The sequence below is a fragment of the Bradyrhizobium sp. HKCCYLRH3061 genome (assembly GCF_051168015.1).
In the GTDB taxonomy this organism is placed as follows: Bacteria; Pseudomonadota; Alphaproteobacteria; order Rhizobiales; family Xanthobacteraceae; genus Bradyrhizobium.
The window spans coordinates 217098-231110 of sequence record NZ_JBNPUE010000003.1 but is presented as its reverse complement, the minus strand read 5'-3'; the positions used below and the strand labels follow the sequence as shown (position 1 = coordinate 231110).

Genomic DNA, 14013 nt, shown 5'->3' with positions numbered 1-14013 from the left:
GCGCGCCAGTCTCCGACGGGCCGCTCCGTGGGGGTCGAAAGTCCCTCGTTGGGAGCCGTGGCGCCGCTTCCAGTTGGATCAATAGCGACAACGAAGCTTGGTCATGACGATCGCGTTCTCTCCTCGCCTTCGGGCCCTGGCCATCTGCACTCTTGCCGCACTCGTCTGCGGCATCGGAACGATGTCGGCTCGCGCCCAGAGCATCGTCGTCATGGTCAATGGCGATCCCATCACCGACTATGACATCGAGCAGCGCACCAAGCTGAACTTCCTGAGCACTCGCAAGCATCAGACTCGCCAGGAGATCATCAACGAGCTGATCGACGACAAGGTGAAGATCAAGGAAGGCAAGAAGTTTGGCGTCGAGCCGACCGCCTCCGACGTCGACCAGTCGTTTGCCGGCATGGGCTCTCGCATGCGGCTCAACCCGGAACAGTTGACCAAATCGCTGGAGAGCCAGGGTGTGCGGCCGGAGACGCTGAAGGCGCGCATCAAGGCCGAGATCGTCTGGAGCAGCCTGGTGCGCGGCCGCTACAAGGAACGCCTGATCGTCTCCGACAAGGACGTGGCCGCGGCTGTCGCCGCCGCGGGCGGCGATGGCGATCAGCAGGGCCAGGCGTTCGAGTACAAGATGCAGCCGATCGTGCTGATCGTGTCGAACTCCTCGAACCAGGGCCTGATGGAAGCGCGGCACAAGGAGGCCGAGGCCTTGCGCGCACGGGTGCAGACCTGCGCCGAAGCCAATAACATCTTCAAGACGACGGCGAATGCGGTCATCAAGGAGATCGTCGTCAAGACGTCCGCCGACATCCCGCCGAATCTGCGCAAGCTGCTCGATGACACGCCGATCGGCCACCTGACTCCGCCGGAAGCGACGCGGCAGGGCATCCAGATGGTGGCCCTCTGCTCGCGGACTCCGACCACGATCGACACGCCGAAGAAGCGGGAGATCAAGGAGCAGATGTACACCAAGAAATACGAGGCCACCTCCAAGGCCTATCTGCAGGAAGTCCGCAAGGCGGCGATGATCGAATATCGCTGATGACGAAGCCGCTCGCGCTGACCCTGGGGGAACCGGCAGGCATCGGACCCGACATCACCCTGCAGGCGTGGCTGCGCCGCACCGAGCTCGGACTCCCCGCCTTCTACGTGCGCGGCGATCCTGTCTTTCTCGCGCAGCGCGCCAGGCTGCTCGACCTTCCCGTCACCGTGGACGAGGTTCGCCCCGAACAAGCGGCACAGGCGTTTGCGACCACGCTGCCCGTGGTCTCCACCGGGCACGCCGTGACGGCGCTGCCGGGCCGGCCCGACGCGACGAGTGCCGCGGCGGCCATCGGCTCGATCCGTGAGGCGGTGGCCGACGTGAGGGCCGGACGCGCCAGCGCCGTCGTGACCAACCCGATCGCCAAGGCCGTGCTCTACCGTGCCGGCTTCTCGCATCCCGGCCATACCGAATTTCTCGCCGAGCTCGCCGCCGATGGCGGCGCGGTCCCGCAGCCTGTCATGATGCTGTGGTCACCGATGCTCGCCGTCGTGCCGGTGACGATCCACGTCGCGCTGCGCGACGCGATCGAGCAGCTCACGAGCCCGCTGATCACCTCGACGACGCGCATCGTCGCGGCGAGCCTGCGCCGCTATTTCGGCGTGTCGCGGCCGCGCATTGCGATGTCGGGACTCAATCCGCATGCGGGCGAGGACGGTACGCTCGGCACCGAAGAGGACACGATCATCGCGCCCGCGATCGCAACCTTGCGCAATGCCGGCCTCGACGTGCAGGGACCGTTGCCCGCCGACACGATGTTTCATGACGCCGCGCGCAAGACCTACGACTGCGCCATCTGCATGTATCACGACCAGGCGCTGATCCCGATCAAGACGCTGGCGTTCGACGACGGCGTCAACGTGACGCTCGGCCTGCCGTTCATCCGCACCTCGCCGGACCACGGCACGGCGTTCGGCATCGCCGGCAAGGGCAGCGCCAATCCGGCGAGCCTGATCGCGGCCCTGCGGCTCGCCGCGCGCATGGCCAGCCACGCGTCATGAGCGCCATCGACGACCTCCCGCCGCTGCGCGAGGTCATCCGCGATCATCAGCTGTCGGCGCGCAAGGCGCTCGGCCAGAACTTCCTGCTCGATCTCAATCTCACCGCCCGGATCGCGCGCGCCGCGGGTCCGCTCGAAGACGCCACCGTGGTGGAGATCGGCCCCGGCCCGGGCGGCCTGACGCGGGCGCTGCTCGCGCTCGGCGCACGCCACGTGATCGCGGTCGAGCACGACGAGCGCGCAATCCCGGCGCTGCAGGCGATCGCCGACCATTATCCCGGCCGCCTCGAAATCGTCTGCGGCGATGCGCGGACCTTCGACGTCGCGCCCTATCTCGGGACCACCAAGGCGAAGATCGTCGCCAACCTGCCCTACAACATCGCAACGCATCTCCTGATCGGCTGGCTCTCCGCAGAGCCGTGGCCGCCCTGGTACGACATGATGGTGCTGATGTTTCAGCGCGAGGTCGCCGAGCGCATCGTCGCGCGCGAGAACGAGGACGCCTATGGTCGGCTCGGCGTGCTCGCCAACTGGCGCTGCGAGACCAAGATCCTGTTCGACATCTCGCCATCGGCCTTCGTGCCGCCGCCGAAGGTCACGTCGTCCGTGGTGCGGCTGGTGCCGCGCCCGTCGCCCGAACCCTGCGACCGCCGCGCGCTCGAGCAGGTCGCCGCCGCCGCCTTCGGCCAGCGTCGCAAGATGCTGCGGCAGAGCCTGAAGTCGCTGCCGGCGGATCCCGCGCGGCTCGCAGCCGCCGCGGGCGTCGATCCCACCCGCCGCGCCGAGACCATTCCGGTGTCGGGCTTTGTTGCCATGGCCCGCGAATTGACCAATAGTCGCGACGAGAACAAGTCGTAATCAACAAGCATTTCAGGGAGTTTCATCATGGCGTTGATGCGCCGTCAGTCGCTCGTCAAGTTCGATGCACCGCTGTGCGAAACCATCGTCGAGACGCCGAAGCCGCAAGGCCGGGAAGTTCTGGTTCGCATCGAGCGCTGCGGCCTGTGCCACTCCGACCTGCATATCCAGGACGGCTATGCCGATCTCGGCGGCGGCAAGCGCCTGGACACCACGCGCGGCATGACCCTGCCCTTCACGCTCGGCCATGAGATCGCCGGCGTTGTCGACGAGGTCGGAGCCGACGTGCCGAAGGAGCTGATCGGCGCCCGGCGCGCGGTGTTTCCGTGGATCGGCTGCGGCCAGTGCCGCGACTGCGCCAATGGCGACGAGAATTTGTGCGCCAAGCAGCGCTTCCTCGGCGTCTCGATCGACGGCGGCTTCGCCACCCACGTGCTGGTGCCGGATGCGAAGTATCTGCTGGAATACGATCCGCTGCCGGTCAACCAGGCCGCGACGCTGATGTGCTCCGGCGTAACGGCCTATGGCGCGCTCAAGCGCCTCGTGGATCGGCCTCGCCAGCGCAATCTGCTGCTGATCGGACTCGGCGGCGTCGGCATGATGGGCCTGTCGTTCGCGCAGGCTATGTTCAAGCAGCCGATCTCGGTGGCCGACCTCTCGGCGGCCGCGCGCGAGACCGCGCTGCAGAATGGCGCTGCGACGGCCTACGATCCGGCCGAGCCGGATGTGATCAAGCGCATCCTCAAGGAGACCGAGGGCGGCTTCGACGAAATCGTCGATTTCGCCGGCAACGAGAAGTCGATGGCCTTTGCGGTTTCCGTCGCAGCGCGCGGCGGCAAGATCGTCGTGTCCGGACTGATGGGCGGCCAGTTCACCCTGCCGATGGTTCAATGGGTGTACAAGCGCCTGACCATCGAGGGTTTCATGGTCGGCACGCTGGCCGAGGCGCACGAACTGATGGCGCTCGCGCGCGCCGGCAAGATCAAGCCGCCGCCGATGCGCGAGGAGCCGATGGCTGACGTACAGAAGTGGATCGATGCGCTGCGCGCCGGCCATGTGGTCGGACGCGTGGTGCTGACGAACTGATCCCTCGCCGTTGCGACATCGCACGCGGCGGCGGTGCTGCACCGCCGCCACTGCGGCCAATCATTTGTCCACAAACGTAGAGGTTGTCGGCGCGACGCCTCTGACCCTTGAGGGTGAAAAGCCAGGTCCATCGTCACCGATGTGACCGATTTGGCGCGATAGCGCGGCCAAAATCGCGGCGTGATGCGGAGCTTCTTGTGGGAAAAAAGCCGCACTCGGGCACGAAAGGATCGCGACAGAATTAATCCGGAATTGCGGCTCATTGCCACCCAACTTCTCTCCGAGAACGCGCCGTTGCGTAAGCGTATCCGGAGTCTTCAATGGCAAGCCGAACGGCAGGAGTTGCGTTTGCCATTGCAGCCGGAATCCTTGGCACCGTCGTGCTCGTGCTGCCGCGCGTCGTGTTGGCGGCGGAGGAATGTCTGACCGAGCCGACGGGAGAGAAGTCCGACGCGCAACGCTGGTACTATCGTTTCGATCGTGGCACCAATCGGCGTTGCTGGTATCTGAAAGACGCCAACGGCAACACCCGTGACGCCGCGGCACCGATACGGGCGACGCAGCAGCCGGCTCCGTGGGACTTCGCCCAGCCCGCTCCACCCAAACTGACGCCAAGACGCACCGATGGCCCGGTCGCTCGCACCAGCGACGCCCTCGCAGAAGCGCCGCAGCCGCGGCTGCGTGCCGATCTCGCCGTGCGGGGCACCCCGAAGCCACAGACTCTTGCCACACCGACGACGCTGACCGCATCCGACACCAGCCTGCCCCGCAGCCTCGATACCTCGCCCTGGCCCTCTGCCCCGCCACAACAGGCGGAGCCGATCGCTGCCGATGCGCCACCGCCGGCAATGGCCGACGACGGCAATGCGGAGCCGGACACGAATGCGGCGCCGGCTGCCGACGGGCCGATCATCGCACCGAAGCCAAGCAAGCCCGAAGCGCCCATCCACGTGCTCCTGCTCGTGGTCGTCGGCGCACTCGCGATTTCAGGACTGCTGGCGAGCGCGCTCTATCGGCTCAGCCGGATGGGACGGCGGCAACGGCGCAACGGCAGCTGGCACGCGGACGCAGTACGGATGCGCCGTAGTCGCATCAAACCACGGTCCAAGGCGCCGCAGGGCGGGATGCGTGCGAGCCGCGGCAGCATGCCGGCGGCACCATCCCATCCAGGCGGCAGCCGCGGCTCCCAGCCAGCTTCGGCGCTCGACCTCGCGAGCGCGCGGCTGTCCGCTTCAACGGACCAGATCGACCCCCGTGCGCAGCGACCGGCGCCGTCTCCCCAGCATCAGGATCACCCGGCCGTGGCCGCACGCCGGCGCGACCGGGACGCGGCTGCGGAGATGCAGCGATCACAGTCCACCGACGCAGTATGGCAGGCGGTCGATGAGTTGGTGGATCGCGCAGCAGTGCGCCGGGCCGAGCCTTCCGGGGCACAGATCGCTGCGACCAACGCGCCGCCATCGCCGGTTGCCGCAACGGCCCCATCGCCTGCTGCTCCGGCGCAGGCACAACTGACGGCTGCCCAGATGGCCGCCGCGCAGGCGGCTGCCGCCAAGATTGCAGCAGCCCAGGCGAGCGCCGCTGCTGCAGCCGCCTCGCCGCGCTCGCCGACCTATGCGGCACCGATCGCGCCCGCCGAGCCCTGGCCGGCGGCGCAGCGGCCTGAACCAGCGAATCCCACCCGCATCCAGGCAGCCACAGCAATGCCGCCAGCCGCCCCGGCGCAGGCTGCCGCGACCGCCGCTCCACCTGCCCCTGTCGACGTCAGCGAAATCGTGTCGGCGCTGCGCAGGGCTCGCAGCAGCGATGCTACGTCCCCCTCCGTCGGCGCTCCGATCGACGCCGCCAAGGTGATTGCCGCGCTGCTGGTGTCGCGCGCGGCCAAGCGGCGTACCACGCAACCCGGCGAGGCTAGCGATGATCCGGCTGCAGCGGTCCTCGCTGAGACGGCTCCGCCAACGCAGGCGGACGCTGCACCCCGGACCACGCAGGCGTCGCAACACCTGACGAACCATCCGCGTGGCGGCCAGCCCGTCGCTCAGCCCGTTCCCGGGACGCCCGATCAGCCTGCCTCCCCGCGCGCGCCGTCAGCGGCACCAGCCGATCCAGCGGCCGCACTGATCGAGACGCTTCGCGCGCATGCGGCACGACAACCGGCCCCTCAGCCTGACGATGACATCGCCTTGGGCGGACCCGCGATGATGTCGGAAGCCCCTGCCGCCGAAGACGATGAGCTTGACGATCCTGCGGCGGCGCTGATCAACCTTCTACAGTCGCGCTTTTCATTGCCCGAAGACGAGCTGGAGGCAGAGCCGCAGCAGGAGGAGTTCTCCGTCGAGGCTCCGCAGGACGTCGCGCATATGCATGATGATCCCGCGGCCCGACTGATGAGTCTCCTGGAATCGCGGTCGTCGATCCCCGCCGCGCCACCGATCATCGACAGGCCGCAGGCGCCGCAGCAACCGCAGCGACCGCCGCAGCAGCGACCCCTGTTCGTGCCGAGCCAGTTCGAGGACCCGGCGACCCCGCCGCTCGACTTCATTCCGCGGCCTCCGGCGCTGCGCCCGCGGCCGCGCAACATTCAGCACGATGATGAGCTCGACGGCATCCAGGACATCCTGGCGCGCCTCGGCCGGCGGGCGTAGACGGAAGGCGTTTCAGCCCTTGAGCTGGCGCTGCAGCTCGCGCACGAAGGTCGTCAGGCCGGTGCGGCGCTCGCGCTTCAGGCGCTCGGCCTTGAGGATCGACTGCACCTCGGCAAACGCGTCGTCGACGTTGCGGTTGATGACGATGTAGTCGTACTCCGCCCAGTGGCTCATCTCGTGGCTGGCGCGGCTCATGCGCCCGCGGATGACCTCATCGGAGTCCTGCGCGCGGGTGTGGAGACGCTTCTCCAGATCGGCGGCGGACGGCGGCAGGATGAACACGCTGACGACGTCCTGCCGCGCCTTCTCGCGCAGTTGCTGCGTGCCCTGCCAGTCGATGTCGAACAGCACGTCCTGGCCCGCCGACAACGCCGCTTCGACCGGCGCGCGCGGCGTGCCATAGCGGTTGTCGAACACGGTGGCCCATTCGAGCAGCTCGTTGCGCTTGGCCATGTCCTCGAAGCGCGCGCGGTCGACGAAGTGATAGTCGCGGCCGTCGACCTCACCTGGCCTCATCGAGCGCGTCGTCGCCGAGACCGACATCCGCAGGCCCGACATGCGCTCGATCAGCAGGCGCGACAGCGTCGTCTTGCCCGCCCCCGAAGGCGATGACAGCACGAACATCAGGCCGCGCCGCTCGACCCCATCGAAGCTTCCGTCGTGAGCCGCCATGGATCACTCCAGATTCTGAACCTGTTCGCGGAACTGCTCGACCACGGTCTTCAGCTCCAGGCCGATGTTCGTCAGCTCGATGTCGTTCGACTTCGAGCAGGTGGTGTTGACCTCGCGATGGAATTCCTGGGCGAGGAAGTCGAGCCGGCGGCCGACGGGCCCGCCCTTGCCGAGCATCTCGCGCGCCTGCGCGATGTGGGAGGCGATGCGATCGAGTTCCTCGCGCACGTCGGCCTTGGCCGCGATCAGCAGCGCCTCCTGCGCCAGGCGGTCAGGATCGAAGCGGTCCGACGTGTCGAGCAGGGCCGCGACCTGCTCGGCGAGTCGCGCCTTGATGGCCTCTGGCTTGCGGCCCGGCGATGTTTCGGCCCTCTTCGCCAGTGCCTCGATCTCGTCGACGCGCTGGTTGAGGATCTGTCCGAGCGTGTCGCCCTCACGCCGACGCATCTCCACGAGATGTTTCAGCGCGGTCTCGAACGCCGCGATCGCCGCCTCCTTGGCGGCCTTGTCCTCGGCCTCGTCGGTCTCCGGCTCCGCCACCTCGATCACGCCCTTGATCGACAGCAGCCCATCGATGCTGGGCGCGACCGCGTCGATCCGGCCCGCGAGCTGGCTCGCCACCTTCACGACGGCCGCCAGCACATCCTCGTTGATTCGTACCGTCGACCCGGTCTCGGTGCGCTTGACGGTGAGATTGGCGTAGACGGTGCCGCGCGACAGCACCTCGGTGGCGCGCTTCTTGGCGAAGGCCTCGACCTCGTCCCAGCCCTGCGGCAGCCGCACCCGGACGTCCAATCCCTTGGCATTGACCGATTTCAACTCCCACTCGAACGAGTAGGGACCGCTTGCCCCGTGGCTACGGGCAAAGCCGGTCATGCTCGACAGCGCCATTTCGTCCATGTCTCCGGCATATCGGGAATGGCGGGACAGACTCGCTCCGCCAAAAGTGCGCGAACCTTACGGCCTTTTGGGCAAATGTTAAGCCCGGTTCTGCGCGGCCGACATGCGTGGGAAATTATTGCTGAACGACCGGCGGGGTCGGCTGCGCAGCGCCCTGCCGCGCCCCGTTGCCGGGTGCAACACCGCCGTTGGCGCGGTTGGCGGGCGGCCTCTTCGCACCGGCCGGCGCCCGTGGCGCGGCTGCCCCGGCCGCCGGATCCACCGCTCCGCCGGCAACGGCCGGCGGCGCCTCGTCGGGCTCGACGGTGTCGTTCTGGGTCTGCCGCTCCATCGCCCTGAGCTTGGCGACGTTCTTCTGGTGCAGGTCGTAGGTCTCGGTGAACGCGTGGCCGCCGGTGCCGTCGGCGACGAAATAGAGATCGCGCGTGCGCGCCGGATTGGCCGTCGCCTCCAGCGAGGCGCGTCCCGGATTCGAGATCGGTCCCGGCGGCAGGCCCTCGATCACATAGGTGTTGTAGGGCGACGGTTGGGTGATCTCGCTGCGCTTGATCGGACGGCCCAGCGTGCCCTTGCCGCCGACCAGACCATAGATGATGGTCGGATCGGACTGCAGCTTGATCCTCTGCTTCAGCCGGTTGACGAATACTGCGGCCACCCGGCTGCGCTCGTCGGGCTTGCCGGTCTCCTTCTCGACGATCGAAGCCAGCGTCACCAGCTGCTCCGGCGTCCTGACCGGCAGATCCGGACTACGCCGTTCCCAGATCTCGGCCAACACGCGCTTCTGCGCCTGCTGCATGCGCTGCACGACCTGATCGCGGCTGGTCCCGCGCGGGAACTTGTAGGTCTCCGGCAACAACGTGCCTTCGCGCGGAATCTCGCGGACGCTGCCGGTGAAGATCTCGTTCTCGGACAGACGCGCCACGATCTGCTCTGACGTCAGGCCTTCGGGCACGGTCACCGAATGCTGCACGACCTTGCCTTCGACGATGACGCCGATCACGTCGCGCAACGATGCATTCTTCTGGAACGCATACTCGCCCGGCTTGAGGTCGGAACTGGCCTTCAGCGCATAGACCCCACCGATGAAGATCCACGGATTGACGTCGATCACACCTTCACGCGCGAGCACGTCGGCAATATCGCGTTTGCCCGCGCGCTGCGGGATGTTGACGACCTTGTCCTCCTGCAGCGGTCCTGCCGCTTCGAGGATCTGCCGTCCATAATAGTAGGCCGCGCCCACGCCGAGCATGGCCAGGATGAGCAAGGTGATGATCGCATTGCCGACCACCACGAACGGATTACGGGCGCGGTCGGAGCGGCGCGGCGGCGGCGGCACGCGTTCCGGCTCCAGCGCTGCGCGCGGGCTGCGGGGCGAGATGGGCGGCCGTTCACTCATCGATGCAACCTTCAGTCCTGTCGCTCTCGTCGTGGCCGTGCGCTCCCCAACGCAAGCGACCTGAAGTCCACGCCCAATTTAACGATTCGTCATCTCGTCATCGAATACGGCGAAAAGGTGTTTTCGCCGGGCCTCACCGCCATGCGCATCCACTTACCGCATCGGCGCCGAAGGCCGACCTGCGAAAGACACGCGAAGTTAAAGACACGCGAAGTCTTGGGTTCTAGTGTGGCTGCAGTCGGATATCCGCGTGACCAAGCGACAATCGGCCCGAGCGGCATTCCGTCCTTCCGCACTAGGTCACCACGCGCCGCAAAACCACCGACGCGTTGGTGCCGCCGAAACCAAACGAGTTCGACAGCGCCACGTTGATCTCGCGTTTGCGAGGTGCATGCGGCACGAGATCGATCGCGGTTTCCACCGACGGATTCTCCAGATTGATCGTCGGCGGCGCGATGTTATCCCGAATCGCGAGAATGCTGAAGATGGCTTCGACGGCGCCGGCCGCGCCGAGCAAATGGCCGATCGACGATTTGGTCGACGACATCGAGATCTTCGAAGCGGCATTGCCAAGCAGGCGCTCGACCGCGCCGAGTTCGATCTCGTCGCCGACTTGAGTCGAGGTGCCGTGCGCGTTGATGTAGTCGAGGTCGGCGGCCGTGATGCCGGCGCGCTTCAGCGCCGCACTCATGCTGCGAAAGCCGCCGTCGCCATCCGGCGATGGCGATGTGATGTGATAGGCGTCGCCGGACAGTCCGTAGCCGCAGACCTCGGCGTAGATCCGCGCGCCGCGTGCCTTGGCGTGCTCATACTCCTCGAGCACGACCACGCCGGCGCCCTCGCCCATCACGAAGCCATCGCGGTCCTTGTCGTAAGGACGCGACGCGCGCTCGGGCGTCTCGTTGAATCCGGTCGACAGTGCGCGGGCCGCGCAGAACCCGGCCATGCCGATTCGGCAAATCGGCGATTCGGTGCCGCCGGCGACCATGACATCGGCATCGCCGAGCGCGATCAGGCGGCTGGCGTCGCCGATCGCATGCGCGCCGGTCGAGCAGGCGGTGACGACCGAATGATTGGGGCCCTTGAGCCCGTGCTCGATCGAGACATAGCCCGAGGCGAGATTGATCAGACGTCCGGGAATGAAGAAGGGCGACACTTTGCGCGGACCGCGCTCCTTCAGCAGGATCGCCGTGTCGGCAATGCCCGAGAGGCCACCGATGCCGGACCCGATCAGCGTGCCGGTGGCGCAGCGGTCCTCTTCCGTCGCGGGATGCCAGTTGGCGTCATCGAGCGCCTGACGCGCCGCAGCCATCGCGAAAATGATGAAATCGTCGACCTTGCGCTGGTCCTTGGGCTCCATCCACTGGTCGGCATTGAAGGTGCCGTCGGAGCCATCGCCGCGCGGCACCTGACAGGCCACCTTGGCGGGAAGATCGGAGACCTCGAACGACTCGATCAAGCGCGCACCGCTCTTGCCCTGAAGGATGCGCTGCCAGGTCGTTTCCACACCACAGCCAAGCGGCGAAACCATGCCAAGGCCAGTGACGACAACCCGCCTCATGTTCGTTTCTCCAGACCCGATTTTGAGCGCTTGTGGATCGGCTGACGGCCGTCGCCGCATCTCGGGTCAATTGTTCGAGTAACACGGTCTGGCCAGGCAGCGCGACCGAATCGTCTGTCGCCGGCCGCCAGATGACGGCTCATCACGACGCCGCCAACAGCAAGAAACCGGTCGACCGCACAAGACGGATCGGCCGGTTTCGCGCAACTTCGCCGGAGCGTCAGCTCTTGGCGTTCTTCTCGAGGAACTTGGTGGCGTCGCCGACGGTCAGGATCGTCTCGGCGGCGTCGTCCGGAATCTCGCAACCAAACTCTTCCTCGAAGGCCATGACGAGCTCGACCGTGTCGAGGCTGTCAGCACCGAGGTCGTCAATGAAGCTCGCGTTGTCGACCACTTTCTCGGGCTCGACACCAAGGTGTTCGACCACGATCTTCTTAACCCGCTCGCCAATCTCACTCATCGTTCAACCTCGTGCTTGTTCCTTTAAGACCCGACCCCCGGATGATCCGCATCACCCCGGCCGCTAAACTTCCTTCGCGATCGCGCAAAACCAGATTTGCCCCGCAGCGCCCCTTTACCGAAATTTGGCGGACGACTTGCGGTCCGAAAACTTCGGAAACGGGGCCACTCACAAACTCCAATCCACACTCTCCATGAGGCCGGTACGCCTCCGATCCAGAGCGCTCAAACAGGAACCCGGATCAGCAGCGCCAGCCGACGGAGGCCCGGCGAACGATGGCAGCTCGCCCCGCCAATATACAGGGTTTGGAAATCCTGCAATGGCGTTCTTCGTGCCCCCATCAGCTGCCCGGTTACCATACACGCGAATCGTTGACCACACGGCCCGGTATGCTGGTCGCGACGTCTTTTCGCCGCATTCCGAGCCGCGGCAGGGCCTAGATCATCGCCATGCCGCCGTTGACGTGGATGGTCTGGCCCGTGACATACGCCGCCTCGTTGGAGGCGAGGTACACCGCAGCTGCAGCAATGTCCTCTGGCGTGCCCAGCCGCGCCGCCGGCACCTTGGCGAGGATCGACTCGCGCTGCTTCTCGTTCAGAGCGTCGGTCATCGGTGTCTTGATGAAGCCCGGTGCGATGCAGTTGGCGGTCACGCCGCGCTTGGCGTACTCGGCGCCGAGCGTCTTGATCATGCCGATGATGCCGGCCTTGGACGCCGTGTAATTGCCCTGCCCCGGATTGCCGGTGACGCCGACGATCGAGGTGATCGCGATGATGCGGCCGAAGCGCTTGCGCATCATCAGCTTGGTGGCGGCACGCGAGAGGCGGAATGTCGCGGTCAGGTTGACCTTGATTACCTCGTCCCAATCCTCGTCGCGGAGCTGCACGAACAGGTTGTCGCGGGTGATGCCGGCGTTGGCGACGAGAATGTCGACCTGCCCCATCGCCTGCTCGGCGGCCGGCACCAGCGCCTCGACCTCGGCCGCGTCAGACAGATTGCAAGGCAGCACATGCACACGGCTGCCCAGCTCGCCCGCGAGGGTCTCGAGCACCTCGCGCCGGGTGCCGGAAACGGCCACGGTCGCTCCCTGGGAATGCAAGGCCTTGGCGATCGCATTGCCGATGCCGCCGGTCGCGCCGGTGACCAGGGCGGTCCTGCCACTCAGATCGAACATCAAACTCTCCTCAATGCCGCTATACGCGACGCTCTACGACGTTTTGACCGCGGCCAGCGCATCCTTGGCGGCCGCAATGTCCGCCGGTCCGCCGACGGCGACACCGACTGCACCATCCGCGATCCGCTTGACCAGGCTGCTGAGCACCTTGCCCGCGCCGATCTCCAGGAAGCGCGTCACGCCCTGGCTCGCCATGTAGGCGATCGATTCGCGCCAGCGCACCGTACCCGTGACCTGCTCGACCAGGCGACGGCGAATCTCGTCGGGATCACTGATCGGGGCCGCGAGCACGTTCGAGACCAGCGGCGAGGCCGGCGCCTTGATGGTGACCTTGGAGAGCGCCTCCGCCATGACGTCGGCCGCCGGCTGCATCAGCTTGCAGTGGAACGGCGCGGAGACCGGCAGCAGCATGGCGCGCTTGGCGCCCTTGGCGCGCGCGATCTCGACGGCGCGATCGACGGCGGCCTTGTTGCCGGACACCACCACCTGACCGCCGCCATTGTCGTTGGCGGCCTGGCAGACCTCGCCCTGAGCCGCCTCTTCGGCGACCGCCACGGCTGCCTCGTAATCCATCCCGAGCAGCGCGGCCATGGCGCCGACGCCTACCGGAACGGCCTTCTGCATCGCGAGACCGCGCGTCCGCAGCAGGCGGGCGGTGTCGGCGATGGTCAGGCTGCCCGCGGCCGCCAGTGCCGAATATTCGCCCAGCGAGTGACCCGCGACGAAGGCCGCGTCCCGCCCGACCGAGAACCCCGCCTCGGCCTCCAGCACCCGCAAGGTCGCCATCGACACCGCCATCAGGGCGGGCTGGGCATTTTCGGTCAGCTGCAGGGTCTCGGCCGGACCTTCCCAAATGATGGTCGTCAGCTTCTCGCCGAGGGCAGCGTCGACCTCCTCGAACACGGCGCGGGCCACCGGGAAGGCGTCCGCGAGCGCCTTGCCCATGCCGACGGCCTGGGACCCCTGCCCCGGAAAAGTGAATGCTGCCGTCATGGCCGCCCCCTGAACGTTCCAAAATCCCTGGAATTGAGTAACTTTGGCCGGAAAGACACTGGCAAAGGCCGGGATGTCAAGCGCGTGACGGGCGCATTTCGACCACTTTCCCTTGCCTTGGCGCCGAAAATCGGTATAAGGCCCGCCATCCGTGGATCCCGAGCCGGGAGCTGAACGGACGGTCCCAGCAAATTCACCTTGCTCAACCTTGGGGATGTACCCTCTC

12 protein-coding genes are annotated in these 14013 nt (G+C 66.8%); 5 read left to right on the top strand and 7 right to left on the bottom strand.

Going from position 1 to position 14013, the window contains the following annotated elements:
* The first annotated feature begins 103 nt into the window (after window positions 1–103).
* The 5 genes from ACQR2C_RS07810 (at window position 104) to ACQR2C_RS07790 (ending at window position 6631) form a co-directional block, all read left to right on the top strand.
* Window positions 104–1042, top strand: a complete 939-nt coding sequence (locus ACQR2C_RS07810; protein ID WP_315800292.1) for a SurA N-terminal domain-containing protein — start codon at window positions 104–106, stop codon at window positions 1040–1042.
* Window positions 1042–2043, top strand: coding sequence for a 4-hydroxythreonine-4-phosphate dehydrogenase PdxA (gene pdxA / locus ACQR2C_RS07805; protein ID WP_434880859.1), 1002 nt, complete (start codon window positions 1042–1044; stop codon window positions 2041–2043). Before ACQR2C_RS07810 ends, pdxA begins: the two co-directional genes overlap by 1 nt.
* Window positions 2040–2900 (top strand): 16S rRNA (adenine(1518)-N(6)/adenine(1519)-N(6))-dimethyltransferase RsmA, encoded by an 861-nt coding sequence (gene rsmA, locus ACQR2C_RS07800; RefSeq protein WP_316236637.1) that lies wholly within the window; start codon window positions 2040–2042, stop codon window positions 2898–2900. Before pdxA ends, rsmA begins: the two co-directional genes overlap by 4 nt.
* A gap of 27 nt (window positions 2901–2927) precedes the next feature.
* Window positions 2928–3986: an alcohol dehydrogenase gene (locus ACQR2C_RS07795; protein ID WP_434845865.1), complete on the top strand. Its 1059-nt coding sequence runs from the start codon at window positions 2928–2930 to the stop codon at window positions 3984–3986.
* A gap of 320 nt (window positions 3987–4306) precedes the next feature.
* On the top strand, window positions 4307–6631 hold the full coding sequence (locus ACQR2C_RS07790; protein ID WP_434880858.1) for a hypothetical protein: 2325 nt from the start codon (window positions 4307–4309) through the stop codon (window positions 6629–6631).
* A gap of 12 nt (window positions 6632–6643) precedes the next feature.
* Here the strand turns inward: ACQR2C_RS07790 and gmk are convergent, their stop codons facing one another.
* From gmk to fabD, 7 genes are all read right to left on the bottom strand, one after another.
* On the bottom strand, window positions 6644–7303 hold the full coding sequence (gmk, locus tag ACQR2C_RS07785; protein WP_434880857.1) for a guanylate kinase: 660 nt from the start codon (window positions 7301–7303) through the stop codon (window positions 6644–6646).
* 3 nt (window positions 7304–7306) lie between these two features.
* Entirely contained in the window at window positions 7307–8194 is an 888-nt protein-coding gene (locus tag ACQR2C_RS07780) for a YicC/YloC family endoribonuclease (protein ID WP_315800446.1), read from the bottom strand.
* 124 nt (window positions 8195–8318) lie between these two features.
* A complete protein-coding gene (mltG, locus tag ACQR2C_RS07775) occupies window positions 8319–9599 on the bottom strand; it encodes an endolytic transglycosylase MltG (RefSeq protein ID WP_316215640.1) in 1281 nt (426 codons plus the stop codon).
* A gap of 295 nt (window positions 9600–9894) precedes the next feature.
* Window positions 9895–11160 (bottom strand): beta-ketoacyl-ACP synthase II, encoded by a 1266-nt coding sequence (gene fabF, locus ACQR2C_RS07770; RefSeq protein ID WP_315800299.1) that lies wholly within the window; start codon window positions 11158–11160, stop codon window positions 9895–9897.
* Between the two features lie 220 nt (window positions 11161–11380).
* Window positions 11381–11620 carry an acyl carrier protein gene (locus ACQR2C_RS07765; RefSeq protein ID WP_006610957.1) on the bottom strand — a complete coding sequence of 80 codons (240 nt, stop codon included), beginning with the start codon at window positions 11618–11620 and terminating at the stop codon, window positions 11381–11383.
* Window positions 11621–12056: 436 nt separating this feature from the next.
* A complete protein-coding gene (gene fabG, locus ACQR2C_RS07760; protein WP_315800300.1) occupies window positions 12057–12794 on the bottom strand; it encodes a 3-oxoacyl-[acyl-carrier-protein] reductase in 738 nt (245 codons plus the stop codon).
* Between the two features lie 33 nt (window positions 12795–12827).
* On the bottom strand, window positions 12828–13787 hold the full coding sequence (gene fabD / locus ACQR2C_RS07755) for an ACP S-malonyltransferase (RefSeq protein ID WP_316215639.1): 960 nt from the start codon (window positions 13785–13787) through the stop codon (window positions 12828–12830).
* Between the last annotated feature and the right edge of the window lie 226 nt (window positions 13788–14013).

Bases quoted from the DNA above. Each gene is read 5' to 3' on its own strand.
- ACQR2C_RS07810 (WP_315800292.1), top strand. From the start codon at position 104: ATGACGATCGCGTTCTCTCCTCGCCTTCGGGCCCTGGCCATCTGCACT.
- fabD (WP_316215639.1), bottom strand. From the start codon at position 13,787: ATGACGGCAGCATTCACTTTTCCGGGGCAGGGGTCCCAGGCCGTCGGC.
- ACQR2C_RS07765 (WP_006610957.1), bottom strand. From the start codon at position 11,620: ATGAGTGAGATTGGCGAGCGGGTTAAGAAGATCGTGGTCGAACACCTT.
- gmk (WP_434880857.1), bottom strand. From the start codon at position 7,303: ATGGCGGCTCACGACGGAAGCTTCGATGGGGTCGAGCGGCGCGGCCTG.
- fabF (WP_315800299.1), bottom strand. From the start codon at position 11,160: ATGAGGCGGGTTGTCGTCACTGGCCTTGGCATGGTTTCGCCGCTTGGC.
- ACQR2C_RS07780 (WP_315800446.1), bottom strand. From the start codon at position 8,194: ATGGCGCTGTCGAGCATGACCGGCTTTGCCCGTAGCCACGGGGCAAGC.
- ACQR2C_RS07795 (WP_434845865.1), top strand. From the start codon at position 2,928: ATGGCGTTGATGCGCCGTCAGTCGCTCGTCAAGTTCGATGCACCGCTG.
- ACQR2C_RS07790 (WP_434880858.1), top strand. From the start codon at position 4,307: ATGGCAAGCCGAACGGCAGGAGTTGCGTTTGCCATTGCAGCCGGAATC.
- fabG (WP_315800300.1), bottom strand. From the start codon at position 12,794: ATGTTCGATCTGAGTGGCAGGACCGCCCTGGTCACCGGCGCGACCGGC.
- rsmA (WP_316236637.1), top strand. From the start codon at position 2,040: ATGAGCGCCATCGACGACCTCCCGCCGCTGCGCGAGGTCATCCGCGAT.
- mltG (WP_316215640.1), bottom strand. From the start codon at position 9,599: ATGAGTGAACGGCCGCCCATCTCGCCCCGCAGCCCGCGCGCAGCGCTG.
- pdxA (WP_434880859.1), top strand. From the start codon at position 1,042: ATGACGAAGCCGCTCGCGCTGACCCTGGGGGAACCGGCAGGCATCGGA.